The sequence below is a fragment of the Streptomyces sp. SAI-170 genome (assembly GCF_049739565.1).
Lineage (GTDB): Bacteria > Actinomycetota > Actinomycetes > Streptomycetales > Streptomycetaceae > Streptomyces.
This window is the reverse complement of sequence record NZ_JBMGQD010000001.1, coordinates 6,450,524-6,475,199: the sequence shown is the minus strand read 5'-3', so window position 1 is coordinate 6,475,199 and position 24,676 is coordinate 6,450,524. Positions and strand designations below refer to the sequence as shown.

20 protein-coding genes are annotated in these 24,676 nt (G+C 70.7%); 5 read left to right on the top strand and 15 right to left on the bottom strand.

Going from position 1 to position 24,676, the window contains the following annotated elements; all coding sequences use genetic code 11:
* Positions 1 to 68: 68 nt before the first annotated feature.
* The gene (locus tag RKD23_RS29075) at positions 69 to 1,520 is read left to right on the top strand and encodes a peptidoglycan D,D-transpeptidase FtsI family protein (RefSeq protein ID WP_424856380.1); all 1,452 of its coding nucleotides are present in this window, start codon (positions 69 to 71) and stop codon (positions 1,518 to 1,520) included.
* Positions 1,521 to 1,542: 22 nt separating this feature from the next.
* Here the strand turns inward: RKD23_RS29075 and RKD23_RS29070 are convergent, their stop codons facing one another.
* Positions 1,543 to 2,937, bottom strand: a complete 1,395-nt coding sequence (locus RKD23_RS29070; RefSeq protein ID WP_424856379.1) for an NCS2 family permease — start codon at positions 2,935 to 2,937, stop codon at positions 1,543 to 1,545.
* Between the two features lie 216 nt (positions 2,938 to 3,153).
* On the opposite strand from RKD23_RS29070, the gene RKD23_RS29065 reads away from it, so the two are divergent.
* The 3 genes from RKD23_RS29065 to RKD23_RS29055 all read left to right on the top strand — a co-directional run bounded on the left by RKD23_RS29065 (position 3,154) and on the right by RKD23_RS29055 (position 5,511).
* A complete protein-coding gene (locus tag RKD23_RS29065) occupies positions 3,154 to 3,720 on the top strand; it encodes a SigE family RNA polymerase sigma factor (RefSeq protein WP_424856378.1) in 567 nt (188 codons plus the stop codon).
* Positions 3,717 to 4,595, top strand: a complete 879-nt coding sequence (locus RKD23_RS29060) for a hypothetical protein (protein WP_424856377.1) — start codon at positions 3,717 to 3,719, stop codon at positions 4,593 to 4,595. The genes RKD23_RS29065 and RKD23_RS29060 overlap by 4 nt, the downstream gene beginning before the upstream one ends.
* A gap of 82 nt (positions 4,596 to 4,677) precedes the next feature.
* On the top strand, positions 4,678 to 5,511 hold the full coding sequence (locus tag RKD23_RS29055; protein WP_424856376.1) for a pectate lyase: 834 nt from the start codon (positions 4,678 to 4,680) through the stop codon (positions 5,509 to 5,511).
* A gap of 127 nt (positions 5,512 to 5,638) precedes the next feature.
* Here RKD23_RS29055 and RKD23_RS29050 read toward each other — a convergent pair whose 3' ends face one another.
* A complete protein-coding gene (locus tag RKD23_RS29050; protein WP_424856375.1) occupies positions 5,639 to 6,793 on the bottom strand; it encodes a right-handed parallel beta-helix repeat-containing protein in 1,155 nt (384 codons plus the stop codon).
* 209 nt (positions 6,794 to 7,002) lie between these two features.
* On the opposite strand from RKD23_RS29050, the gene RKD23_RS29045 reads away from it, so the two are divergent.
* Positions 7,003 to 9,204, top strand: a complete 2,202-nt coding sequence (locus tag RKD23_RS29045; protein ID WP_424856374.1) for a family 43 glycosylhydrolase — start codon at positions 7,003 to 7,005, stop codon at positions 9,202 to 9,204.
* Here RKD23_RS29045 and RKD23_RS29040 read toward each other — a convergent pair.
* The 13 genes from RKD23_RS29040 to RKD23_RS28980 all read right to left on the bottom strand — a co-directional run bounded on the left by RKD23_RS29040 (position 9,197) and on the right by RKD23_RS28980 (position 24,670).
* Positions 9,197 to 9,994 (bottom strand): HAD family acid phosphatase, encoded by a 798-nt coding sequence (locus RKD23_RS29040; protein WP_424856373.1) that lies wholly within the window; start codon positions 9,992 to 9,994, stop codon positions 9,197 to 9,199. The genes RKD23_RS29045 and RKD23_RS29040 overlap by 8 nt on opposite strands.
* A 70-nt stretch (positions 9,995 to 10,064) precedes the next feature.
* Positions 10,065 to 11,114: a dienelactone hydrolase family protein gene (locus RKD23_RS29035; protein WP_424856372.1), complete on the bottom strand. Its 1,050-nt coding sequence runs from the start codon at positions 11,112 to 11,114 to the stop codon at positions 10,065 to 10,067.
* A gap of 4 nt (positions 11,115 to 11,118) precedes the next feature.
* The gene (locus RKD23_RS29030) at positions 11,119 to 12,150 is read right to left on the bottom strand and encodes a pectinesterase family protein (RefSeq protein ID WP_424856371.1); all 1,032 of its coding nucleotides are present in this window, start codon (positions 12,148 to 12,150) and stop codon (positions 11,119 to 11,121) included.
* A 2-nt stretch (positions 12,151 to 12,152) separates the two neighbouring features.
* Positions 12,153 to 13,253, bottom strand: a complete 1,101-nt coding sequence (locus tag RKD23_RS29025; RefSeq protein WP_424856370.1) for a pectinesterase family protein — start codon at positions 13,251 to 13,253, stop codon at positions 12,153 to 12,155.
* 104 nt (positions 13,254 to 13,357) lie between these two features.
* A complete protein-coding gene (locus tag RKD23_RS29020; protein WP_424856369.1) occupies positions 13,358 to 14,671 on the bottom strand; it encodes a pectate lyase family protein in 1,314 nt (437 codons plus the stop codon).
* Positions 14,672 to 14,687: 16 nt separating this feature from the next.
* Positions 14,688 to 15,485, bottom strand: coding sequence for a rhamnogalacturonan acetylesterase (locus tag RKD23_RS29015; RefSeq protein ID WP_424856368.1), 798 nt, complete (start codon positions 15,483 to 15,485; stop codon positions 14,688 to 14,690).
* A 121-nt stretch (positions 15,486 to 15,606) separates the two neighbouring features.
* Entirely contained in the window at positions 15,607 to 16,947 is a 1,341-nt protein-coding gene (locus tag RKD23_RS29010; protein ID WP_424856367.1) for an ABC transporter substrate-binding protein, read from the bottom strand.
* 86 nt (positions 16,948 to 17,033) lie between these two features.
* Entirely contained in the window at positions 17,034 to 19,007 is a 1,974-nt protein-coding gene (locus tag RKD23_RS29005) for a pectinesterase family protein (protein WP_424856366.1), read from the bottom strand.
* Positions 19,008 to 19,040: 33 nt separating this feature from the next.
* Positions 19,041 to 20,540 (bottom strand): family 43 glycosylhydrolase, encoded by a 1,500-nt coding sequence (locus RKD23_RS29000; RefSeq protein ID WP_424856365.1) that lies wholly within the window; start codon positions 20,538 to 20,540, stop codon positions 19,041 to 19,043.
* Positions 20,537 to 21,376, bottom strand: a complete 840-nt coding sequence (locus RKD23_RS28995) for a PmoA family protein (protein WP_424856364.1) — start codon at positions 21,374 to 21,376, stop codon at positions 20,537 to 20,539. Before RKD23_RS28995 ends, RKD23_RS29000 begins: the two co-directional genes overlap by 4 nt.
* The gene (locus RKD23_RS28990) at positions 21,373 to 22,509 is read right to left on the bottom strand and encodes a Gfo/Idh/MocA family protein (RefSeq protein ID WP_424856363.1); all 1,137 of its coding nucleotides are present in this window, start codon (positions 22,507 to 22,509) and stop codon (positions 21,373 to 21,375) included. The genes RKD23_RS28995 and RKD23_RS28990 overlap by 4 nt, the downstream gene beginning before the upstream one ends.
* A complete protein-coding gene (locus RKD23_RS28985; RefSeq protein WP_424856362.1) occupies positions 22,506 to 23,798 on the bottom strand; it encodes a pectate lyase family protein in 1,293 nt (430 codons plus the stop codon). The genes RKD23_RS28990 and RKD23_RS28985 overlap by 4 nt, the downstream gene beginning before the upstream one ends.
* Positions 23,795 to 24,670, bottom strand: coding sequence for a carbohydrate ABC transporter permease (locus tag RKD23_RS28980; RefSeq protein WP_424858359.1), 876 nt, complete (start codon positions 24,668 to 24,670; stop codon positions 23,795 to 23,797). The genes RKD23_RS28985 and RKD23_RS28980 overlap by 4 nt, the downstream gene beginning before the upstream one ends.
* Between the last annotated feature and the right edge of the window lie 6 nt (positions 24,671 to 24,676).

The window sequence follows — 24,676 nt, the reverse complement described above, 5'->3', positions numbered from 1 at the left end:
TGAGAGGCGCATGAGAAAAGCGGGCGGAAGGGAACGATCCGGTCGGAGTCGTTCGTCTAGTGATCGGGATGAACAAGACGATCAGGCGCGCGTCGGTCTTCACGCTGCTGCTGGTGTTCGCTCTGCTGGTCAGGGCGACCTGGGTGCAGTTCTACGAAGGCAGGGCGCTGGCAGAGGACAAGGACAACCGGCGGAACGCGATCGCGCTGTACAGCGAGCCGCTCGGCAACATCGTGGTGGGCGGAGAGGCGGTCACGGGCTCGGCCCGGACGACGAGCGGCGACCTCAGATACAAGCGCACGTACACCGACGGCGAGCTGTACGCGGCCGTGACCGGCTACAGCTCGCAGGTCTTCGGCGCCACCCAGCTGGAGGGCGTCTACCAGGACCTGCTGGACGGCACCGACACCCGGCTGCAGACCGTGATGGACACGGTCACCGGCAAGCGCGCCGACCCGGGCGATGTGCTCACCACGATCGACCCGGACGTGCAGAAGGCGGCGTACGAGGCCCTCGGCGACAAGAAGGGCGCCGCTGTCGCCATCGACCCCGAGACCGGCCGGATCCTCGCGGTCGTCTCGACGCCGTCGTACGACCCCGCGGACCTGGCCACCGGTGACTCCGACGTCTGGACGCGGCTGCAGAAGGACGCCGACAAGCCGATGACCAACCGTGCGCTGCGCCAGCCGCTGCCGCCGGGCTCCACCTTCAAGCTGGTCGTGGCCGCGGCGGCTCTGGAGGACGGGCTGTACTCCTCGGTCGACGACAAGACCGTCAGCCCCGACCCGTACCCGCTGCCCCAGTCAGACCGGGACCTCACCAACGAGAACCCCTCCGCGCCCTGTGAGAACGCCTCCATACGCGTGGCGCTCCAGTACTCCTGCAACAACGTCTTCGGCAAGATGGCCGTCGACCTCGGCCAGGACAAGGTCCGGGCGATGGCGGAGAAGTTCGGCTTCAACGACGACGAGCAGGACGTGCCGGTGCGCGCCTACGAGAGCGTGTATCCGAAGGACATGGACAAGGCGCAGACCGCGCTGTCCGGCATCGGCCAGTTCGACGTCACCGCGACGCCGCTGCAGATCGCCATGGTGTCGGCGGCGATAGCGGGCGGCGGTGAGCTGGTCTCGCCGCACATGGTGTCGCGGATCACCGACAGCGACGGTGATGTGCTGGAGGACTACGACGACAACGCCTCCGGCACGCGCATCGTGAGCTCCTCCACGGCCGAGCAGTTGCAGTCGGCGATGCAGACGGTCGTGGAGGAGGGCACGGGCACGAACGCGCAGATCGACGGCGTCACGGTGGGCGGCAAGACGGGCACCGCCCAGCACGGTACGAACAACTCCAAGACGCCGTACGCCTGGTTCACCTCGTACGGCACGTCCGACTCGACCGGCAAGCAGGTCGCTGTCGCGGTGATCGTGGAGCAGTCCGACGCGGCTCGCTCCGAGGTGAGCGGCAACGGCCTGGCCGCGCCGGTCGCCAAGGCCGTGATGGAGGCCGCGCTGGCGGACTAGGGCCTTTCTTCCGGATCAGGCCTCAGGCGAGCAGCTGCTTGACCGGGTCGATCGCGAAGTACACCAGGAACAGGGCCGAGGCGCCCCACAGCAGCCAGTGGACCTCCTTGGCCTTGCCCAGGGCCGTCTTGATGACGACGTAGGCCAGGAAGCCGGCGCCGATGCCGTTGGTGATGGAGTAGGTGAACGGCATCACGGCGATCGTGAGGAAGGCCGGGATGGCGATGTCGAACCGGTCCCAGTCGATGTACTTGACCTGGGTCATCATCAGGAACCCGACGGCGACCAGGGCGGGCGCGGCCGCCTGGAGCGGGACGATGGTGAGCAGCGGGGTGAACAGCAGGGCGAGGGCGAACAGGCCGCCGGTGACGAGGTTGGCGAAGCCGGTGCGCGCACCCTCGCCGACACCGGCCGCCGACTCGATGTAGGAGGTGGCGGAGGAGGCCGAGGAGGCGCCGCCCGCGACGGCCGCGGCGCCGTCGATGAGCAGCACCCGCCCGAGGTTCGGGACCTTGCCCTCCTGATCCAGCAGGCCCGCCTCGGCGCTGACGCCGACGACCGTGCCCATGGTGTCGAAGAAGTCGGACAGGATCAGCGTGAAGACCAGCAGGACGACCGTGATGACGCCGACGCCCGGCTCGTCGAAGGCGCCGAACAGGCTGAACTGACCGAGCAGCCCGAAGTCCGGGGTGTCGACGACCTTGTCGGGCCACTCAGGGGTGGTCAGGCCCCAGCTCTGCACGTCCGCGGCGGCGTTGATCGCCATCGCGACCAGCGTCGTCGTCACGATGCTGATGAGGATCGCGCCCCTGACCTTGCGGGCCAGCAGGGCGACGGTCAGCAGCACGCCGAGACAGAAGACGAGGATCGGCCAGCCGGTCAGCGTGCCGGTGCCGCCGAGCTGTACCGGCACGGTGGTGTTCGCGGCGTCCGGGATGCGGCTGACGAACCCGGCGTCGACGAAGCCGATGAACGCGATGAACAGGCCGATGCCGACGCTGATCGCCTGCTTCAGCGGCTGCGGGATGGCGTGCATGACGGCCTCGCGCAGTCCGGTCACCACCAGCACGCAGATCAGCAGGCCTTCGAGGACGATCAGGCCCATCGCGTCGTCCCAGCTCATCAGCGGGGCGATCTGGAAGGCGACCACGGCGTTGAGGCCGAGCCCGGCGGCGAGGGCGAGCGGTAGATTGCCGCCGACGCCCATGACGACCGTCATCACGGCCGCCACCAGGGCGGTCGCGGTGGTGAGTTGGACCGGGTCGAGCGCCTCGCCGTACCGGTCCTTGGCGCTGCCCAGGATGATCGGGTTCAGGACGAGGATGTAGGCCATGGTGAAGAACGTGGCGAAACCGCCGCGTATCTCCCGGCCGATGGTGGATCCCCGCTCGGAGATCCGGAAATACCTGTCGAACATGGCGGACAACTCCTCGGCGCCTGCTTGATCGTGTGCGGATGCTGGCTGGATTGTTCCCCCGTCGAACCGGTTTCAGGTTTTCCCCGTGTTACGGAATCGGGTTCGGGATGCCATACCGCGTTCGAAGACCCGTACGGATCGCTGATACAGTGCCGGATCTCGTCCCGGCGTACGGCTGTTCGACGCCTGGGGAACCACAGCGAGGAGAAACAGCCCGTGGGCACAGTCGTCGACGACGCCGCCTCCGTGGAGTTCCATGCCTTCTTCGAGCGGCACTACGCCGAACTGGCCCGCCTCGCCCACCTGTTGACCGGCGAGCCGGACGCGGCCGACGATCTGGCGGCGGACGCGCTGCTCGCGCTGTGGCACCGCTGGGACCGGGTGCGCGCGGCCGACCATCCGGTGGCGTACGCGCGCGGGGTGGTCGCCAACCTGGCCCGCACCCGTATCCGCAGCGCGGTGCGCGAGCGGCGGCGGATCGCCCTGTTCTGGCCGCGCGGCGAGGAGAGGACGGAGAACCCGGACGTCGCCGGCGCGGTCGACGTGCAGGCCGCGCTGCGCCGGCTGCCGTTCCGCAAGCGGGCCTGTGTGGTGCTGCGGCACGCCTTCGACCTGTCGGAGAAGGACACCGCGCTGGCCCTGGGTGTGTCGGTGGGTACGGTGAAGAGCCAGACCTCGAAGGGCATGGCCGAGCTGCAGCGGCTGCTCGGGACACAGGGAGCGCCGCGGCAGGTGCATGCGGCGATGGCGCGCAGCGGCGAGGCCGGAGGAAGGAACCGATGACGCGGGACGTGCACGACGAGCTGCGCGCCCGGCTGCGGGAGGCGGCCGAGGCGCATCAGCCGGACCGCGCGCGCATCCTGGCCAGGATCGAGCGCGGCATGTCCGAGCAGACGCGTACGGACCACCGGTCCCGGCGGCAGCCGGTGTTCGGCTGGCTGCGGGTCGCGGGCGCCACGGCCGCGGTCGCGGGTGTGCTGGCGGTCGGCGGCTACGCGGTCGCCTCGGCCGTGAAGGAGGAGCCGGCCCCGCCGCAGCGCACGGTGGCCGAGTCGGCGACGCCCACGCCGTCGCCGGAGGAGACGAGCCGGCCGCCAGCCTTCCCCGCGGACCCGACGCCGAGCCCCAAGGACACCCCGAGTCAGCCTTCCCAGCCGTCGGGCCAGCCCGGCAGCGCATCCCCGTCACCGACCCCGACGGCGCCGGTCTCGTCCGCGCCGCCCGCCTCCGGTGAGCAGGACGGCCCGCTGTGGTCGGACGGCTCGGTGGACCCGCACAGCAACGACTTCTGGGCGCAGAGCAACATCACGCTGAAGACGACCGAGGAACTCACCGCCCTCACCGTGCGGTTGGAGATCGCGCAGACCGGCGGGGTGTCCTCCGCGGGCGCCTGGCGCTCGCTGCCGGAGGACGACTTCGCCTTCACCGCCGAGGAACGGGACGGCTTCCTGGTCTACACATGGACGCTCAAGGAGGGCCGTACGGTCCCGGCGGGCGAGTGGGTGTTCGCGGGGCAGTACGACCACGAGCGCGGCGGCCGGGACGCGAAGGACGACCGGTACGCGGCGAACGCGACGGCGGACGGCCAGGAGCTGTCCGTGGCGGGCGACTTCGCGCCCCACGGCGACAACGACACGGCGTCCGACGGGGACTCGTAAAAAGACCGGGAGACGCGGCAACCCCTTCCCTGCCGGTGGCGACAAGGAGACGCAAGGATCCCCCACCACGCAAGGAATGCGTATGACAGCACGACCCGAACAGCGTGTCCGTCACCGTCGCCGCGTCACCCGGCGGCGCGCGGTCATCGGCGGCGCCGCCGCCCTCGGCATCACCGCGGCGGCCGTCGTCACCACGACGATGCTGTCCTCGGCCGGCGCCGCGTCCTCCTGGCCGACGGCCACCGGCAAGAAGGCCGTCACCAGCACCATCAAGGTGTCGGGCAGCTACGACGGCAAGTACCAGCGCTTCTACGGCAGCGGCGCCCTCGGCGGCGACAGCCAGGACGAGGACCAGGACCCGGTCTTCCAGCTGGAGGACGGCGCCGTCCTGAAGAACGTCATCCTGGGCGCCCCGGCCGCCGACGGCATCCACTGCCTGGGCAGCTGCACGCTGCAGAACGTCTGGTGGGAGGACGTCGGCGAGGACGCCGCCACCTTCAAGGGCAAGTCGGCGTCGGCCGTGTACACGGTGTACGGCGGCGGCGCGCGGCACGCCGACGACAAGGTGTTCCAGTTCAACGGCGCGGGCAAGCTGGTCGTCACCAAGTTCCAGGTGTCGGACTTCGGCAAGCTGGTGCGCACCTGCGGCAACTGCAAGACGCAGTACAAGAACCGCCAGGTGATCATCACCGACGTGGACGTGACCGCGCCGGGCAAGTCGATCGTCGGCATCAACGCCAACTACGGGGACACCGCGGCCCTGCGGAAGGTGCGCATCCACGGCGACAGCGGCAAGAAGATCAAGCCGTGCACCCGCTTCCAGGGCAACGACACCGGCGCCGAGCCGAAGGAGCTGGGCACCGGCCCCGACGGCACGAACTGCCGTTACACCGCCTCGGATCTCTCGTACGAGTGATCGTCTGAGCTGCCGGCCGCCCCCCGGCCGGCCTCCGGGCCGCGACCCCCATCGCGCCCGGACACGGAACGCCCCCGCCGATGACGATCGGCGGGGGCGTCTCCCTTGTCCTGAAGGGTCCTGAAGGTCACTTCATGGTCGCGCCGATGGCCGTGGAGCCCGTCGTCAGGAAGCGGGTCGCGGGCAGCGAACCGTCCGCGCCGCGAGGACCGTACGCACCGGCCGCGCTGGTGGAGACGAACGCCGGAGTCGCCACACCCGCGTCCCAGTTGTTGGCCGCGGACACGGTGGCCCGCCCGAGCCTGGCCCTGCCGTCGCCGTTGCCGACCGCGAGGTTGCGGGCGAGGCGGGCACGGCCGGTGGCGAAGTAGAAGCCGTCCTCGGTGTTGGCGTAGGCGGTGTTGCGGTAGAGCACGACGGCGCCGGTGTTGGAGTTCTCGGTGAAGCCGTGCAGGGTGTTGTCCCAGGCGGCGTTGTTGCGCACCTGGTGGGCCACGGAGACGCCGCCGCCACCGAGCTTGAAGCCGTTGCCGTTGCCCTCGAAGGCGGGGTCGTTCCAGCGGTTCTCGCCGTTGCCGAACGCCCAGGAGTTCTCGACGGTGACCGGCGAGGAGAACTGCCAGAGGTCCAGCCCGTCGTCCGCGTTGTCGTACAGGCGGGCGCCGTCGAGGACGTTGCCGGTGCCGGAGCCGAACTTGATGGCGATGCCGTCGGCGTTCCGGCCGTGGGCGGCGGTGTCGTAGTTGCCGTGGCTGTCCAGGTTCCGCACGAGGTTGTCCGTCGTGCCGTCGCCGCGCAGGGTGAAGCCGGAGTCGCCGTTGTCCGCGGTGACCAGGTTCTGGAAGACGCCTCCGGTGGAGGAGGTGACGACGAGGCCCTGGGCGGGCGCCCTCTGGAAGGTGAGGTTCTGGATCGTCCAGTAGCTGCCGTGGATGCCGGCGAGCCAGGACCCGGCGGGCAGCCGGGAGCCGTCGAGGGTGACCTTCTCGGTGCCGTAGGCCTCCAGGGTGATGCGGCGGGTGGCCGTGCCGCTCGCGGTGGACTTCAGGGTGGCGGTGGGCCGGTAGATGCCGCCGCGGATCTGGATGACCGTGCCGGCGGTGGCGCCGCGGACCGCCGTCTCCAGCTGGGCCGTGGAGGAGACGGTCACCGTGCTGGAGGCGGCCTCGGCGCCGCCGTTCGACAGGCCGAGGCAGACGCCACCCGCGCCCGCGGCGAGGGAGACGGCCGCGGCGATCGAGAGGGTGCGGGCCCTGCGGTGGCGTCCGGTGCTCTGACGCACTGGGGCGTTCCTTTCCTGGGCGATGCGTGGGGGTCTTACGTCAACGGGTCGCCACCGTGCGGCTCGAGGTTGCCCGCCACCGTACGAAAACCACCGAAACTTTCGCTTCCGCTGAGCCCGCCCGCACCGATTGACCCGCTGTCCCCCACTGGTGACACTCCGAAGGCACGCCATTCAACAGAATCCCCCAGACTCCCACAGGATGTGCCATGCACCCCGGCAGGCTCGTGCTCCCCCTACTGGCCCTCCTCCTCTCGTTGATGTCCGCCCCGCCCAGCACCGCAGCCCCAGGAGCACCACCCGTGAAGCAACCCGAGTACGCCGGCTACCTGTTCGCCTACTTCACCGGCGAGGGCACCGCCGACGGCGAGCAGATCCGCTACGCCCTCAGCCGCGGCAACGACCCGCTGCACTGGCGCGAACTCAACGCCGGGAAGCCGGTGCTGACCTCGACCATCGGCGAGAAGGGCCTGCGCGACCCGTTCGTCATCCGCTCCCCCGAGGGCGACAAGTTCTATCTGATCGCCACCGACCTGCGCATGTACCGCGGCTCCAGCGGCACTTGGGACCAGGTCCAGCGCCACGGCAGCAAGTCGGTCATGGTCTGGGAGTCCACCGACCTGGTCCACTGGACCGACCAGCGGCTGGTGAGGGTCTCCCCCGACAACGCGGGCAACACCTGGGCGCCGGAGGCCTACTGGGACGACACGCTCGGCACGTACGTCGTCTTCTGGGCGTCGAAGCTGTACGCGGCCGACGACCCGGACCACACCGGCTCGACGTACAACAAGATGCTGTACGCCACCACCGACGACTTCCGCACCTTCAGCGAGCCGAAGGTCTGGAACGACCCCGGCTACTCGGTGATCGACTCCACGGTGGTCGAGCACGAGGGCACGTACCACCGCTACACCAAGGACGAACGCGACCCGAGCAGTTCCAGCCCCTGCTCCAAGTTCATCACCGCGGAGAAGTCGACGACGCTGACTTCGACGAAGTACGACTTCGTCTCGGACTGCATCGGCAGCGGCGCGATCAGCCGCGGCGAGGGGCCGACGGTGTTCAAGTCGAACACCGAGGACAAGTGGTACCTGTTCGTCGACGAGTACGGCGGCCGCGGCTACGTCCCCTTCGAGACGACCGAGCTCGACTCGGGCGAGTGGACCATGTCGGAGAACTACCAGCTCCCGGCGAGCCCCCGGCACGGCACCGTCCTGCCGGTGACGCAGGAGGAGTACGACCGGCTGCTGGCCGCCTACCCGGCGACGCCGGCCTCGGTCGTGGACGTCACCGCGAAGGGTCAGCGGGGGTACGCGATCGTGACCGAGGCCGCCTCGAAGGTGGTCCTGCCGATGGCCCCGCACGCCCAACGCGCCGCTCTGGCCCCCGAGTTCGCCGTCGCCGCGGGCGCGACCCTCAGCCCGCCGTCGGGCACGCGGCGCGACTTCCGCACGCCGCGGACGTACACGGTGACGGCGGCGGACGGCACGCGCCGCACCTGGACGGTCGAGGCGGTGCCCACCCGCAGCCCCGTCCTGCCGGGCCTCACCGCCGACCCGGATGTGCGCTACTTGGACGGCGCGTACTGGATCTACCCCACCACGGACGGCTTCCCCGGCTGGAGCGGCACCCGCTTCAAGGCCTACTCCTCCAAGGACCTGGTCCACTGGAAGGACCACGGCGTCGTCCTCGACCTGGGCCCGGACGTGGCCTGGGCGGACAAGAACGCGTGGGCTCCGGCGATCGCCGAGAAGGACGGCCGCTACTACCTCTACTTCTGCGCCGAACAGCAGATCGGCGTCGCGGTCGCCGACTCACCCGCCGGCCCCTTCACCGACGCGCTCGGCAGACCCCTCGTGGCGAAGGGCCGGTTCACCGGCCAGATGATCGACCCGGCCGTGTTCACGGACGACGACGGCACCTCGTACCTGTACTGGGGCAACAGCCGCGGCTATGTCGTCCCGCTGGCCGACGACATGGTCTCCTTCGACGCCGCGCAGGTGAAGGACATCACCCCGGCGAATTTCCGCGAGGGCTCGTTCGTGGTGAAGCGGCAGGGGACGTACTACTTCATGTGGTCCGAGGACGACACCCGCAGCCCGGACTACCACGTCGCCTACGCCACCGGCCCGACCCCGCTCGGTCCGTGGACCGAGCGGGGCACGATCCTGTCGAAGCGGCCCGAGCACGGCATCCTCGGCACGGGCCACCACTCGGTGGTGAACACGCCCGGCACCGACGACTGGTACATCGTCTACCACCGGTTCGCCCTGAACGGTCCAGGCCGCCCCGGCGGGGACGGCACGCACCGCGAGACGACGATCGACCGGCTGTGGTTCGCCGCGGACGGTACCCTTCAGCCGGTCGTGCCGACCCTGGAGTCGGCCGGGCCGGTGAAGGGGCTCAGCTGACGAAGTACGTCGGGTTCGGCAGCTTGTACGTCCGGTCGGCGTAGCCGCCCTCGAGGTCGCTGTACTGGTCGCCGAAGTTGGCGACGATCTCGTACCCGAGGTCGTCCTCGATGTGCCGGCGGGTGCCGGACTTGTACTGAACGGTCGTGCAGTTCCAGGTGCCCGGCGTGGCGCACGCGCTCAGGTAGGCCGGCGGGTTCGCCTTGTCCTTGAGGAACATGTGGTCGGCGTCGAGGTTCACATCGGCGCCGACCTTCTTCAGGTTCTCGGTGGCGGCGGCGCGCTGGGACTCGCTCAGCCCGGAGTTGTAGAAGACCTCGACGCCCTTGGACTGCGCGTACCGCACCAGCTCGGGGCTGCCGAAGACGGCCGGACGGTCGGCCCGGTTCACGTACTCGGCCCAGGTGGCGGAGTTGTACGTGTAGTTGGTCTTCTTCTCGTAGTCGAGGCTGAGCAGGAGCGTGTCGTCGATGTCGAAGACGACCGCGGGCCGCTCGCCGTGCTTGTGGGCCTTGCGGGCCGCCTTGTCGATGTACCGCATCGCGGACTCGTCGATGTCCGCGAGGTCCTGGGCGTACGGGCTGTCGGGGGACGCCTGGTAGACACCGTTCGCGTCGAGCGTGGTGCCGTAGTAGGTGTCGATGTCCTTGACGAGGAGCCCGATGTTGTAGGGCTCGTGGGTGCTGTTCGCGGTCGACTGGCCGGCCGTGGCCGCGCCGGCGCCGTACAGGGCGGCACCGGTGACGGCGCAGGCTGCGGCGACGGCCGCGAGACGCAGAGGCTTATGCATGGCAGGTTTCTACGCGCGTCACCTCGATCGGGTCAAGCCACCGTACGGGTCCCGCCGGCACCCGCCCGGGTCACAGGACGCGGTCCAGCCAGGCGAACACCTCGTCCTGCATACGGGCGTCGAAGACATGGCCGCGGTCCGGCCAGGTCTTCAGGTGCAACCGCTGCTCGGCATGACGGGAGCGCCAGACGGCCCGCAGCCTGGCGTGGGCCGCGCGGACACCGGCGGCGGGGAACAGCGGATCGAGCCCGCCGTCGAAGAACAGCATCGGCCGTGGCGCGGCGATGCTCGCGACGTCGGGGAGGTCCAGATGCCGGGCGAGCCCGGGGTGGAGCATGTGGAAAGCGGACTGGCCCCGCAGCGCGTTGTTGCCGGGGGTCATCAGCTGTTTCAGCCCGGTCATCCAGCACACGCTCGCGGCGGCCGCGATGTCGTCGCTGAGCGCGGCCGTCTGCCAGGCGCGGAAGGCCCCCATGGAGAAGCCGAGGGCCGCGACCCGGCGGCCGTCCACCCGGTCGAGCCCGGCGAGGAACCCGGCGGCACGGGCGTCCTCGCGGGCCATGAGCCCGGCCAGGGAGGAGCCGAGCTGGTAGAGGCTGCTCGCGAGGGCCTGCTGCTGCGCATGGGCGAGCGGGCCTCGGTCGCCCCAGCCGAGCGCGTCGGCGGCCAGGACGACATGCCCGCGCCGGGCGAGTTCGTCACCGAGGAACCGGCCGCCGTAGCACCGCTCGGCCCAACCGCGCGCGGACTCAAGGCGGTTGTCGTCGTACCAGGGCCGGACGACCTTCTCCTTGCCGATGTCGAACCGCGAGCCGTGGTCGTGCAGGAGCAGCACGGCGGGGAACGGCCCGCTGCCCTCAGGGGTGAGCAGCAGGGCCCGGACCCGCTCGTGGCGGGTGAGGGAGAGGGTGACCGACTCCCTTGTGAAGCCGTCCCCTTGCGCCCGCTCCCCGAACTCCGGGTCGTACGGCGTGCAGTCCTGCCGGTCCACGACGAGCGCCCGCTCCAGCTCGGCGCGGGCGGCCGCGCGCCAGGCGCCGAAGTCGCGCACCGGCGCGTTCCCCCAGGCCAGCGGGAAGGTCAACTCGTCCTTGAGTGCGGCGTGGAAGGGCGGCAGCACGGCTTCAGTGCCTCTCGTACGGCGTCCAGTCCCCGAGGTAGGTCCGCGGTGTGTGCAGGGACGCCTCCTGCCCCGTCAGCTGCGGCCGGTTCTCCGGGACCGTGACGGTGGACCCGGGGCCGGAGTTGGCGTACTCGGCGAAGCGCATGGTCTGCCACGGGTAGGCCTCGCGCATATTCGTGTACGGCGCCACCGCGTCGATCCCCGGCCCGATCCAGGTGTCCCGGACGACGAGGGAGGGCCGGGCCGTCGTCTCGTACGACGGCACCCACGGCCGCGCGATCTTGTACGCCCCGTCCTCCGCGCCCGAGGTGATCCGGCCGAGCACGGCGAGGAACCCGTACGGGTTGGCGCGGGCGGTGGAGGGCGCGAAGACCATGCCCTTGGGGGTGAACGGCACCTCCCGCGCGAGCGTGTGGAAGCGGCAGCGGTCGAAGACGGCACGAGCCCGCCCGAAGACGAAGTCGACGTCGCCCTCGATGTGGCAGTCGCGGTAGTAGTGCCGGTCGAAGGTGTCCAGGGCGCCGGTGTCGGCGAAGAGGGTGTCCTGGTGGGCCAGCAGCCGTACCCGCTCGAAGTGCGAGCGGTCGCCGGTCACGTACGCGGCGACGGCCTGGGTGCCGGTGATGTCCGGGTGGTCGGCGCGCAGCCAGTCGTTGGCGAGGGTGAGGTCGCGGACGGTGAGGCCGGGCGCGGCGGAGGTGAAGGTCGCCGAGCCGGCCGTGCCGTAGGTGCCGGAGCCGTCTGGCTTCTGAGTGCCGTTGGCGTTGTCGTACACGATGACCGTGTCGCGCGGGTCGCGGGTGGCGCCGCGCAGGGTCAGCCCGGCCTTGTCGGCGGGGATCTTCACGACCTCCCGGTAGGTGCCGGGGTGGACGACGATCGTCCAGCCGGGCCCGGTCACCGCGTCGACGGCGGCCTGCACGGAGTCGCCGGGCCGGACGTGCAGGACACGTCGGCCGGCCGCGAGGGCGGACCCGCCGGAGGTGGCGACGAGCCCGGCGGTGATCCCGGCGAGGAGGGTGCGGCGGCGCATGCTCAGCACTTCTTCCACGGGGCCCAGTCGCCCAGATAGGCCGCCCGGGTGGCCGACTCGGCCTGTTCCTCGGTGAGTTGGGGCCGGTTCGCGGGGTCGGTGATCTCGGCCCCCGGCCCGGTGTTGCGGTACTCGGCGAAGCGCTGCTGCTGCCAGGGGAAGGAGTTCGACATGTTGGCGTAGGGCGCGGCGGCGTCGATGCCGGGCCCGAGCCAGGTGTCGCGCACGGTCAGCATCGGACGGGCGGTGGGGTCGGAGCTGGGCACCCAGGGCCGGGCCAGCTTGTAGTGGGCGTCGGGTGCCTCACTGCTGACGCGGCTCCTCGTCACCAGGTAGCCGAGCGGGTTGGCCCCGGCGGTGGACGGCGCGAACACGAAGCCGTACGGCGCGGCGGCGAGGTCGGTGCGGTCCAGGGTGCGGAAGTGGCAGTGCGCGAAGACGGCGGTGGCACGCCCGAAGACGAAGTCGACGTCGCCCTCGACATGGCAGTGGGCGTAGTACTGCCGCGCGAACACGCCGAGTGCGGCGGAGTCGGCGTACAGCGTGTCCTGGTGGCCGAGGAAGCGGCAGTGGTGGAAGGCGGCCCGGTCGCCCTGCACCTTGACGGCGACGGCCTGGGTGCCCGAGACGCCGGGGTGGTCGGCGCGCAGCCAGTCGTTGGCGAAGGTGATCCAGCGGGCGGTGAAGCCGTCGGAGCGGATCAGGGTGGTGGCGGAACCGGAGGTGCCGTAGGTGCCGGAACCGTCGGGCCTGGGTGTCCCGGCGGCGTTGTCGTACACGACGACCACGTCGCGCGGGTCCTCGCTCGCGCCGATCCAGGACATCTCGGGGGCGGCGACGGCCACGGTCTCCCGGTAGACGCCGGGCGCGAGGACCAGGGTGTACCCGGTGCCGCCGGCCGCGTTCACGGCGGCCTGGACCGTGGTGAAGTCGCCGCGGCCGCGCGGATCGACGTACAGCGTCGTGGCGGTGAGCCGGGCGGCCGGCGATCCGTAGCGGCCGAAGGGCCCGTGCGGCGGGCGGGTCCCGGCGTACGCGGGCAGCGGCGCGAGGCCGAGGGCGGCGCCGGCGACGAGGAATCCGCGTCGGGAGAGGGTGGCCATGGGGAGGTGCTCCTTCACGGTGCGGGGCGTGAGGGGATGGGCCGGGGCGGACGGGCCCGTGATGGGGCCGCGGTGCGGACCGCCCCGGCCGGTTCGGGGTGCGGTCAGCGCAGCCGGCCGGCGCCCGCGCGGTGGCGGACGAGACCGGGCACGGCCCACGCGGGGTCGACCTTGGTGCGCAGCTCGGGCGTCCAGCCGACGCCGGACTGGAGGGTCTCGGCGGGGATCTCCGCGTTGTGCACGGCGATCAGGTCGACGGGCTCGCCGTTGACGAGGTTGCCCGCGGCGGTGAGCGGCGCCTCGTTCCACTTCTTGAGGATCTTGGCGGGGCTGACGCCCGCGGGCAGCGTGAAGGCGTTGTGCTCGGCGACGAGCTGGGACTCCTTGCCGATGCCGAAGCTGTAGGCGTAGGTGTCGTCGCCGATGAAGTGGTTGTTGTAGGAGTCGACCTGTCCGAAGCGGACGCGGGGCGCGCGCTCGACGAGGTCGCGGAACAGGTTGTGGTGGAAGGTCACCTTCAGGTGGCCCCGGTCGGTGGCGGTGGTCGCGGCGTTGTCGCTGTTGCCGATCAGGATCGTCTTGTCGTGGTCGGCGAAGACGTTCCAGGAGGCGGTGACGTGGTCGGAGCCGCGGACGATGTCCAGTTCGCCGTCGTGCTGCTGGTACAGCATCCCGAAGTAGGTGGGGGCGGCGCTGTCGGGGTGGCTGCCGTCGGTGAAGGTGTTGTGGTCCATCCACACATGGGTGGAGCCGTACACCACGACGGAGTCGTACTCGGAGTTCCAGTTGCCCTTGGACCCGTCCCTGGGGTCCCACTGCGGGAAGCAGTCGATGGGGCTCTCGAAGGTGAGGTTGCGGACGATGACGTTGTCCACGCCCTTGATCTGGAGGCTGGCGCCCTTGAGGCCGGCGCCCCGGCCGACGCCGATGATGGTGGTGTTGGCGGGCACCTCCACCTTGATGAGCTGGTCCTGCACGGCGGCCGACGCACGCCGCAGTCCCTCGGGGCTGTCGTCCGGCTCGGCGTCCAGCCGGGTCTCCAGGCCCCAGGTCTCGGGGGCGTACTTCTCCAGGTAGGCGTCGAAGTCGTAGCCGGGCACGGCGAGGGCGTCACAGCCGTCGGCGACGGCGTCGATGGTGCCTCTGACCTTGACGATCTTCGGCGCGGAGCCGCCCTCTTCGAGCGCGGCCCGGAACTCGGCCCAGGTGCTGACGGTGTAGACGTGCTCGGCGTCGGCGGCGGCACCTCCACTGGTGCCGGTCCCGTACGACCCCCACCCGTCGCCCGCCGGCAGCACTTCCCTGGCGACATCGTGCCGCCCGCCGCCGTGCGCGACGGCGCCTCCGGTGACGGACAGCACCAGCGCGGTGCAGCCGAGCACAGTAATGACACGTCCATGACATTTACGGATATTCACGCTGCGGCTCTCCTAGTTACTCGACATCCGACGGCCAGGTGATCCACGAGTCCGGGATCTCGTCCTCCAGCCGGAGCACGTCCCGCGGCGCGAGCACCCGGGCCCGCACCAGCTCCCGCGCCACCATCCGGGCGACCGCGATCGCACCCGGCGGATTGAAGTGCGTGTTGTCCTGCTCAGTCGCAGTCCAGTTGAAGTACGCCTTGGTCTCCTCGACCCCCAGCTCCTGCCACAACGCCAGCGACAGCGCCTGGACGTCGAGCAGCGCGACCCCCTCCTCGGCGGCCAGCGCCCGCATCGCCGCCGGGTACTCCCCATGGCTGGGCAGCGCCTTCCCCGCGCTGTCGAACCTCCGCCGCTCCACGGACGTCGCCAGCACGGGCCGGGCACCTCGCGCCCGCGCCCCCTCGACATACCTCCGCAGACACTCCTGATACGTCGACCAGGGCTCGGTGTACCGCGTCGGATCCGTCGTCTTCTCGTCGTTGTGCCCGAACTGGATCAGCAGAAGGTCCCCCGGCCGAATGGCCGCGAGAATGACATCCAGCCGCCCTTCGTCGATGAAACTCTTCGAACTCCGCCCGTTCACCGCGTGATTGGAGACGACCCGGTCCTTGTGCAGAAAGAACGGCAACGCCATTCCCCACCCGGTCTCGGGCGCGGCGGAGACATACTTCTGGGCGGCGGTGGAGTCACCGGCGATGTAGAGCGTGCGGCTGGAATGCCGTGAGGCATGAGCGGGGCTGCTGACGGCAGCGCCGAGGGGAACGGCGGCAAGTGCGGCGGCAGCGACCTGTCGACGGCTGAGGGACACGCCTTGAACCTTTCAACGGGGGGCGAGTTATCAGGGGCGCGGGGAACTGCGCGACCAGCCAGGGACGGCCCGCACCCTGCAAAGCACAGGCCGCCCCACGGCGAGACTCGGAAAAGAACGGTCAGCCGTTCTGCTGCTTCCACTCCGCCTGAGCCTCATTCAGCTGCTCAGCCAGCCCGTCCAGGAATTCCTTCGCACTCATCTTCCCCAGCAGCACCTTCTGGAAGTTCGGCTCGTTGTCCGCCTTGGAAATGGTGTTCCAGTCAGGCAGGTAGTACGGCAGCTGCACGATGGTCGTCGACCCGTCGGTCAGCGCGGCAGCGGCCAGCTTCGTCGGCTCCGCCTTGGTCACCCACGCGTCCGAAGCCGCCTCCGTGTTCGCCGGCACCTGCCCCGCGGACTCGTTGAACTTCGAGTTCTCCGCGTGCGACAGCGCGAACTCGATGAACTTCCAGGCGGCGTCCTTGTTCTTGGAGTTCTTGAACAGCCCCAGCCCGTCCACGGGGTTGGACACCTGGACCCGCTTGCCGGCGGAGCCCACCGGCTGCGGAATGCCCCGGAACTTCTCCGTCCCGAACGCCTTCACATGGTCCTGGTACGAGCCCAGGTTGTGGTTCAGCATGCCGATCGTGCCGGAGTCCCACTGCGCGACCATCTTGGTGAAGTCGTTGTTCAGGTCGGCCGCGGGGGTGCTCTTCTTGAAGAGCCCGGCGTACTTCTCCAGCGCGGCGACGTTCTTCGGGTCGTTCACCGTCGTCTTGTCGCCGTTCCAGAACGACGTGATCCCGGACTGCCCGTACATGGAGTCGAGCGCCTGCGCGATGGAGCCCGCGCCGCCCCGGATCGTGTAGCCGAACTCGTTCTTCTTGGCGTCGGTCAGCTTCTCCGCCGCCTCGTAGAACTTGTCCCAGGTGGTCGGCTCGTCGAGGCCCGCCTTCTCGAACAGGTCGGTGCGGTAGTACAGCACGCCGTTGTTGGCGGAGGTCGGGATCGAGTACAGGGTGCCGTCGCCGCCGCCGGCGGCCTTCATGGACTCGACCATGTCCTTGTTGAGCATGCCCTTAAGGGCGGACTTGTCGAGCCGCTCGTCCAGCGGCTCCAGCGCGTTCTGCGCGGAGAACCCGGCGAGCATGGCCGCGCCGACACCGCCGACGTCCGGCAGGCCGCCGCCCTGGATGGCGGTGTCGACCTTGGACTGGTACTCGGTGGAGGCGATACCGACGTACTCGACGTCGATGTCCGGGTTGGCCTTCTCGAAGTCGGCGATGATCTCCTTCCAGACATCGGTGCGGACACCGCCGTTGTTGTCCCAGAAGACGATCTTGCCCTTGCCGTCGCCCTCGGCGCCCGTGCCGCCGCCGCCATTGCCGTCGTCGCCGCAGGCGGTCGCGGTCAGGGCGAGCACGGATCCCAGGGCCACGGCCGCGGCGGCCCGCCTGCTTCTGCTGCTGCTGATCTTCATCGGTCGGCTCTCTTCTTCTGGATCCAACGGGATGCCATCGGGAATTCCATCGGGGATTCCCTCGGGGGATATGAAGTTGTGGGGGGTCAGCGGGTGTGCGGCGCCCAGTCGTCGGCGCCCCGGAGGTAGTCGTCGACGCCGTACGACGCCACGTCGGCGTCACTCAGCTGCGGCCGGTCCGCGCTCACCACGGCACCCGGGCCGTAGTTGCGGTACTCCGCGAACCGCGCGTCCTTCCACGAGAAGCCGCTCATGTCGGTCCACGGCGCCGACTTGATCGCGGCGGGCAGCTCGGTCTCCCGGATCAGGACCTGGCCCACGGCGTCCGGCTCCCCGCCCGGATGCCAGGGCCGGCCGAGGTGGAAGGACCCCTCCGGGGCGTCGCTCACGATCCGCGACCGGGTGATCAGGAACCCGTACGGGTTGCCCTTCCAGGTCGAGGCGGCCGTGATGTAGCCGTTGTTGCTGGCGGAGCCCCGGCTCAGGGCCCGGATCACCGACCGGTCGATGACGGTCGTCGCCCGCCCGTAGACGAAGTCGACGTCGCCCTCGATGGAGGAGTCGCGGATGTAGACCCGGCTGACGGTGGTCAGCTTGGGGCTGTCGGTCATCAGGGTGTCCTGGTTGCCCAGGAAGGCGGTGTCCTCGAAGACGATCCGGTCGCCGGTCGTCTTCACCGCCAGCGCCTGCTCGCCGTTCAGCTCGTGCGCGGCTTCGTCGAAGTCGTTGCTGAAGGTGAGACGGCGCGCCGTGACGTCGCTCGCGGCGATCCGTACGGTGGCGCTCCCGTTGGAGCCGCCGTACGCGGCCGGTGTGTCGTAGACGATGACGGTGTCGGACCGGTCCTGTCCAGTCCCCTGCACAATGATGTTCGGCTTTGTCGCGGGAATGTAGACCTTCTCGCGATACGTCCCCGGCGCGACGGCGAGCGTCACCGGCACGTCGTTGCCGTCCGGCACGGCGTCCACGGCGGCCTGCACGGTCGGGTACGCGCCCGGGACGTGCAGGACGACGCCGATCTGCCGCTGCGGCCCGGAGAACCGCCTGACCAGCGCCGGCACGGCGGCGGCCGGGTCCAGCCGGTAGGCGTAGAACTCCCGCGGATCGAAGGCGGCACCCCACTCGTCGTGCCGGCCCGTGGTGTTCCGCAGGATCGACCCGCGCTGCACCAACTCCGCGGTGGTGTCCGCCTGATAGGGGTGCTGGACGTCTTCGTAATAGCTGTTCTCGATGACCATCTTGGTGCGCCCGCGCGACCAGTTGCCGTACGTCCACACGGGGTCGCCCGGATCGGCCTGCGCCGTCAGGTAGTTGTTGTACAGGTGCGCGTAGGCGGCGTTGTCCACGGACGGGTTGCGCTGCTTGGTCCGGGCGAACCAGTTGTGGTCGACCGTGATCTGGGTGCGGACGTTCGACGTCCAGCCCAGCCCGAACGTCTTGTTGTTGTTCTCGAAGCGGTTGTAGGAGACGGTCACGTACTCGCTGTCCTTGCGGATGTCGAGCTGGCCGTCGCAGATGTTCGAGAAGCGGTTGTGGTCGACCCAGACGTGATGGGCGGTGTCCATCTGGATGCCGTCGAAGTCGGTGTCCTTGCAGTCCCAGTTGCCCTCGACCGCCGAGTCGCGGATCGTCAGATTGCGGATGATCACGTTGTGCGTGCCGGGGTTCAGATGCAGCTCGCCGTGGACGATCTCGCCGGTGTCGCCGACGCCGACGACCGTCTTGTCGGAGGCCACGTCGATCTCGGCACCGAACGGCTCCACCGCGATCGAGCCCTTGACCCGGATGACGTACGGCTCATCGGCCGCCGCGTACCGGGCCAGCGAGGCCGCGTCCGTGACGGTGACGACCTTGCCGCCGGCCCCGCCGGTGGTGCCGCCGGCGAGGGAGGCGAAGCCATGGGGCACGTCGGTGAAGCGGGTGCCCGCCGCGGCGGCGGGAGCGGCCGGTTCGGCCTGGGCCTCCCCGACCGACCCCAGGCCGAGCGAGGCGACGAGGGCCGCGGCGGCGGCCACGGCTCTGCCGGCGCCCGGCAAGCGCTTGCTACGGAGGTGCGTCATTGCGGCTCCCAACAGGCTGACGAATGCGGTGCGTTACTGCGGCGTGACCCTGAAGTGCGTGAAGGTGGCGGTGCCCGCGTGCCCCTGGCCGTCGGGCGCGAGGGCGACCAGGCCGAGCAGGGCACCGACCCAGCGCCACGGCGTGGCGGCGAAGACCTGCCCGGACGGCGTCCAGCCGTCACCGAGGTCGGTGAAGAACCGGCAGCGTGCTCCGGCGCCGATCTCGATCCGCAGGCGCGCCCACCCCTCGGGCGCGGGCCGGGCCCGGGCCGCGTCCCGCTCCCGGTCGGCGACGCCCTCGGCGAACCGGTGCACCAGCTCGGCCGTGCCGTCGGCCGCGCGTTGCAGCCCGATCCACGAGAAGGCGTCCCCGAGCACGGCGAGCCCGGCCCGCGCGCCCGGCTCCTCGCTGTCCAGGCGCAGCCCGACCTCGACCGTGCAGGGCATGCCGGGCAGCCGCTGGGTGAGGACGTTCGGCAGCCTGCGCAGGTCGTGCGCGTCGGCCGAGCGGACGCAGGCGAGCTTCAGGCCGTCGCCGGAGTGCTGGGTGGCCCAGCCGTCCTGGGGGTTGGCGGTCCACTGCCACTGCCGGCCGAACCGGCCGCCGGGGAAGTCGTCGTCCGTGGCGGGCGCGGCGGGCGGCTGGGGCGGCAGGTCGGGGAGCTTGTGCACGGTCACCGGGGCCCCGTCGTCGCCCATCACCGGCCAGCCGTCGGCCCCCCAGCGCATCGGCTGGAGATGGACGACCCGGCCGTAGGCGCCGCGCTGCTGGAAGTGCACGAACCAGTCCTCCCCCGAGGCCGTGCGCACCCAGCCGCCCTGATGGGGGCCGTTGACGTCGGTGTCCTTCTGCTCCAGGACGACCTTCTCCTCGTACGGCCCGAAGAACCCGCGTGAGCGCAAGGCGCCCTGCCAGCCGGTCTCCACTCCCCCGGCCGGGGCGAGGATCCAGAACCAGCCGTCGTGCTTGTACAGCTTGGGCCCTTCGAGGGTGAACCAGCCGGGGACGCGGTCGGCGTCCACGATCAGCGTGCCCTCGTCGAGCAGCCCGGTGGCGTCGGGGCGCATCCGGTGGCCGGTGAGCCGGTTCTTCACCCCGGAGCGGGACTTGGCCCAGGCGTGCACCAGGTAGGCCTCGCCGGTGTCCTCGTCCCACAGCGGGCAGGGGTCGATCAGCCCCTTGCCCTCCTTCACCAGGTGCGGCCGCGTCCAGGGCCCCCTGATCTCGGGGGCGTTGACCTGGAAGACGCCCTGGTCGGGGTCGCCCCAGAAGATCCAGAAGCGGTCGTCGTGGAAGCGCAGCGAGGGCGCCCACACCCCGCAGTCGTGCCGGGGCCGGGCGAACTCCTCGGCGGGCTCCAGCCGGTCCAGGGCGTGGCCCACCAGCGTCCAGTTGACCAGGTCCCGCGAGTGCAGCAGGGGCAGACCCGGGACGCGGCCGAAGCTGGAGGCGGTGAGGTAGAAGTCGTCGCCGACGCGCAGCACGTCCGGGTCGGACCAGTCGGCGTTCAGGATCGGGTTGGTGTACGTCACTGGGCGACCGCCTTGCGGATCAGCGCGGCCGCCTCGGTGCGGTCGAGCCGGCCGTCGGCGACGACCGTGACGACACGGCGTACGAGGGTGTCGCCGGGGCCGATCGCGACGCGCTCGGTGTGCGCGAGGGAGGAGCCGACGCCCGGGTACTCGGCGGTGCGCACGAACCACGGGTCGCGGCGGGTGGCGTCGGTGGCCCCCGCGAAGACGAGCGTCCAGGTGCTGCCTGCCAGGGCCAGCCACTCGGCCGTCCGGCCGTGCACCTGTTCCTCGCCCTCGGCGTCGGGTGTGAAGACCTCCGGCGCCTCGGCCTCCTTGCGCGCCCGCCAGAAGAAGCCGCCGTAGGCCGCGCCGGGGCGGCCGTTGGTGGCGGGGCTGCCGACGGACAGGGTGTCGGGGGTGGTGTTGGTCAGGGCGAAGGTGAAGTCCAACGCCCAGGCGGCGTCGCCGAGTTCGGTCGCGGCGACGGTACGGCGCTCGTGCAGCAGCTCGCCCCGCGCGGCGACCCAGCGCAGTTCCTCGACGAATCCGTCCGGGTCGCGCAGCTGGAAGGCGACGTGCCGCTGGGCACCGTGGTTGTCCAGCTCGGTCGGGCCCTGGTCGCGCACGAAGGTGCGGCCGCCCCAGAAGTTGTGCCCCTCGACGTCGGGAACGGCGACACCGACGCCGAGGTGGTGCGGGTGGTCGGCAGGGCTCAGTTCGGTGACGGCCGTGCCGGCGAGGGTGGTGACGGGGTGCAGGTAGGGGCGCGGGGAGAGCCGGCCGGGCAGCTCGGGCCGGGTGACATAGCGGCCGACGGGGCGACCGGCGGCGCTCAGCACCGGGGACTCGGTCATCGGAAGCTCACCTCCTGAGCCGCCCAGGGGGCGCCCAGTTCGGAGTAGAGGGCGAGGGTGTCGGCGCAGGCCGCGACCAGTCCGTCGACACCGGGCACGACCCGGCGCCGCTCGGCGGGCAGCAGCCGCCAGGCCGACTCGGGCAGCGCAGCCGGGTCGGGGGCCTGCCGGATCGCCTCGACGACCTTCATGAAGGCGCCGGTCGCCTCCGGCGGCACGAGCAGTTCGGCGCCGGCCGTGAGGTGGGCGGCGAGGTTCTCCAGCAGGTCGGTGCGGCCGTACTCGAACTCCTCCGGGCCGTGCCCGGCACGCTGGAGCAGCACGCGGTCCTGCTTGTACCAGAAGGTGATCCGTCCCCGGCTGCCGTGCACCAGGACGTACGGCTCGTCGGGCCGCTCCGCGCACAGGGTCGCGGCGACGGCGACCGTGCGGCCCCCGCCGGTCGTGACGCGGACGCAGGAGGTGTCGTCGGCCTCGATGGCGTTGGCGTGCCACAGCTCGGTCTCGACCTCGGCCACGTCCTCGGCCCGCCCGGCGCCGGCCAGCACGAGGGCGGTGGCGACGGCGTGCGCGAGGGGGTTGGTGAGCGCCCCGTCGATCACGTCGGCGCCGTTCAGCCGCCGTCTGCCGGCCCAGGGCGCCCGCCGGAAGTAGGCCTCGTCCCGCGCCCAGGCGCCCGCGCCGCCGACCCCGGCGACCTCACCGATCGCGCCCTCGGCGATCAGCCGACGGATCGCGGGCACGGCGTGCGAGCCGAGCGACTGGAACCCGATCTGGCAGGCGACCCCCGCCGCCGCGACCCCGTCGGCCATCCGCCGGAACTCGGCGTACGACGGTGCCGGCGGCTTCTCCAGCAGCAGGTGGACGCCCCTGCGGGCGGCCGTCAGCGCCAGGTCGGTGTGGGTGGGGATCGGCGTGCAGACGACCGCGGCCTCGGCGCCGGTGGCGTCGAGCAGGGCGCCGAAGTCGGCCGACTGGGCGGGCAGTTCGCCGCCGAACTCCTCCTCGGTGAGCGGGGTCAGCTCGCAGATGCCGACGAGGCGGACGAGTCCCTTCGCCTGGAGCCGCCTGATGTTCTCGACGTGCCAGCGGCCATGGCCGCGGGCACCCGCCAGCACGATGGGCAGGCTCATGGGATCCTCCCGGCGCCCGCGCCCTTGCGCACGGCCCGGTCGGCCGCCTGGGCGCTGTCGATCCCGCCGTGCAGCACGGGCGTCCAGCCGACGTCGGCCGTCAGATCGCGCTCGCTGCCGGAGTTGTAGGCGTTGTGGATGGCCAGCAGGTCGACGGGGAAGCCGTTGAACAGCGTGCCCCGCTGGTACAGCGCGCTGCCGTTCCAGCTCTTGACCAGGTCGGCGACCTCGACGTGCCCCGGCACGGTGAAGGCGTTGTTCTCCGCGTAGACGGCCGACTCGGTGCTCACGCCGATCGAGTAGCGGTAGTCGTGGACGTCCTCGGGGACGACATAGCGGTTGTTGTAGAGGTGGACCTGCCCGAACCGCACGCGCGGGGCGCGCTGGACGACGGACTCGAACTGGTTGTGGTGCAGGGTGACCCGCAGCCTGCCGCGGTCGGCTGTGGCGGAGTCGCTGTTGCCGATGAGCATGGCCTTGTCGTGGCCGACGAACCGGCTCCAGGAGACGGTGACCAGGTCGGAGGCGTTGGTGATGTCCAGCAGTCCGTCGTGGCGCAGGTAGTTGCGGCCGAAGTAGGTCGGCTCGTCCTCGTCCGGGTGGCCCTTGTCGCTCGCGGTGACATGGTCGACCCACACATGGGTGGCGCCGGCCAGCCACAGGTTGTCGTACGCCGTCTTCCAGTCGCCGAGGCCGCCGGTGTTGGGCTGCCAGACGGGGAAGCAGTCGTAGGCGTCGCGCAGTTCGAGGTTGCGGACGATGACATTGTCCGCGCCCCTCACCTGGAGGCTGGCGCCCTTCAGTACGGCGTCGTCCCCGAGCCCGACGATCGTGGTGTGGGAGCCGACCCGCAGCACGACCCGCTCGGCCTGGCGGGCGGCCGAGGCCTGGCGGGCCTCCTCCTGGGGGCCGCTGGGCTTGGCGGCGCCCCAGGTGCGGGGGTCGTAGGCGGCGAGGTACCGCTTCAGGCTGTAGCCGTCGGTGGCGTAGTCGTCGCAGTCGAGCCGACGCCCCTGGTCGTCGGTGTTGGCGTCGACGGTCCCGGCGACCCGGATGATCTTCGGGGTGTCGCTGCCGCCGTCGAGGGCGCGCACGAGCTCCGCGCGGTCGGTGACGGTGAAGACATGGGCGTCGTCGGCGGCGGCCCCGCCGGTGGTGCCTGAGCCGTACGCCGCCCAGCCGTCGTCGGCTGCGAGGGTGTCGCGGGAGATGTCCCGCGCGTCGGCGTGCGCGGGGACGCTGAGGACCGCCAGGAGAGCCAGCGACACGAGAAGGCGGTGCTTCCTCATCCCTTCACCGCCCCCGCGCTGAAGCCGGTGATCAGCCACTTCTGGATGAAGGCGAACACGAGCACGACCGGCACGGCCGCGATGATGCCGCCCGCCGCCAGCGCCCCGAGGTCCACGCTGTCGGCGCTCATCAGGGTGTTCAGGCCGACCGGGATGGTCTGCTTGTCGGGGTTGTTGAGGAACATCAGGGCGAACAGGAAGTGGTTCCAGGAGTGCACGAAGGCGAAGGAGCCGACGGCGATCAGACCCGGCCGCAGCAGCGGCAGGACGATGATCCGGAAGGCCGTGAACCGGTTGCAGCCGTCCACCCAGGCCGCCTCCTCCAGGGAGTACGGCACGTTCTTGATGAAGTTGCTGATCAGGATCATCGACAGCGGCAGCTGGAACACCGTCTCCGCGATGATGACGCTGCCCAGCGAGTTGATCATCTGCAGCTCGGCGAAGATCTCGAACAGCGGCACCAGCAGCAGCGCGCCCGGCACGAACTGGGAGCACAGCAGGGCCAGCATGAACGCCCGCTTGACCTTGAAGTCGAACCGGGCGAGCGCATAGCCGCCGGCCAGGGCGACGATCGTCGTCATCACCAGCGTGGCGAGGCCGACGAGCAGGCTGTTCTGGAAGTACGTACCGAAGCTCCGCTCGTTCCAGACCTTCTCGAAGTGCTCGCCGGTGACGGGCCAGGGCAGCAGCGAGGTGGAGCCGGAGGGGCGGACCGCGAACAGCAGGATCCAGTAGAAGGGGATGAGGGTGAACACGAGGTAGACGGACAGCGGCACATAGATCTGCCAGCGCGGGACCTCGTCCCAGGTGCGCTCCCTGCCGCTCGGGGCGTCGGGCGTCCGCCGCGGGACGACCACGCGAGTCTCGGGGATGGCCTC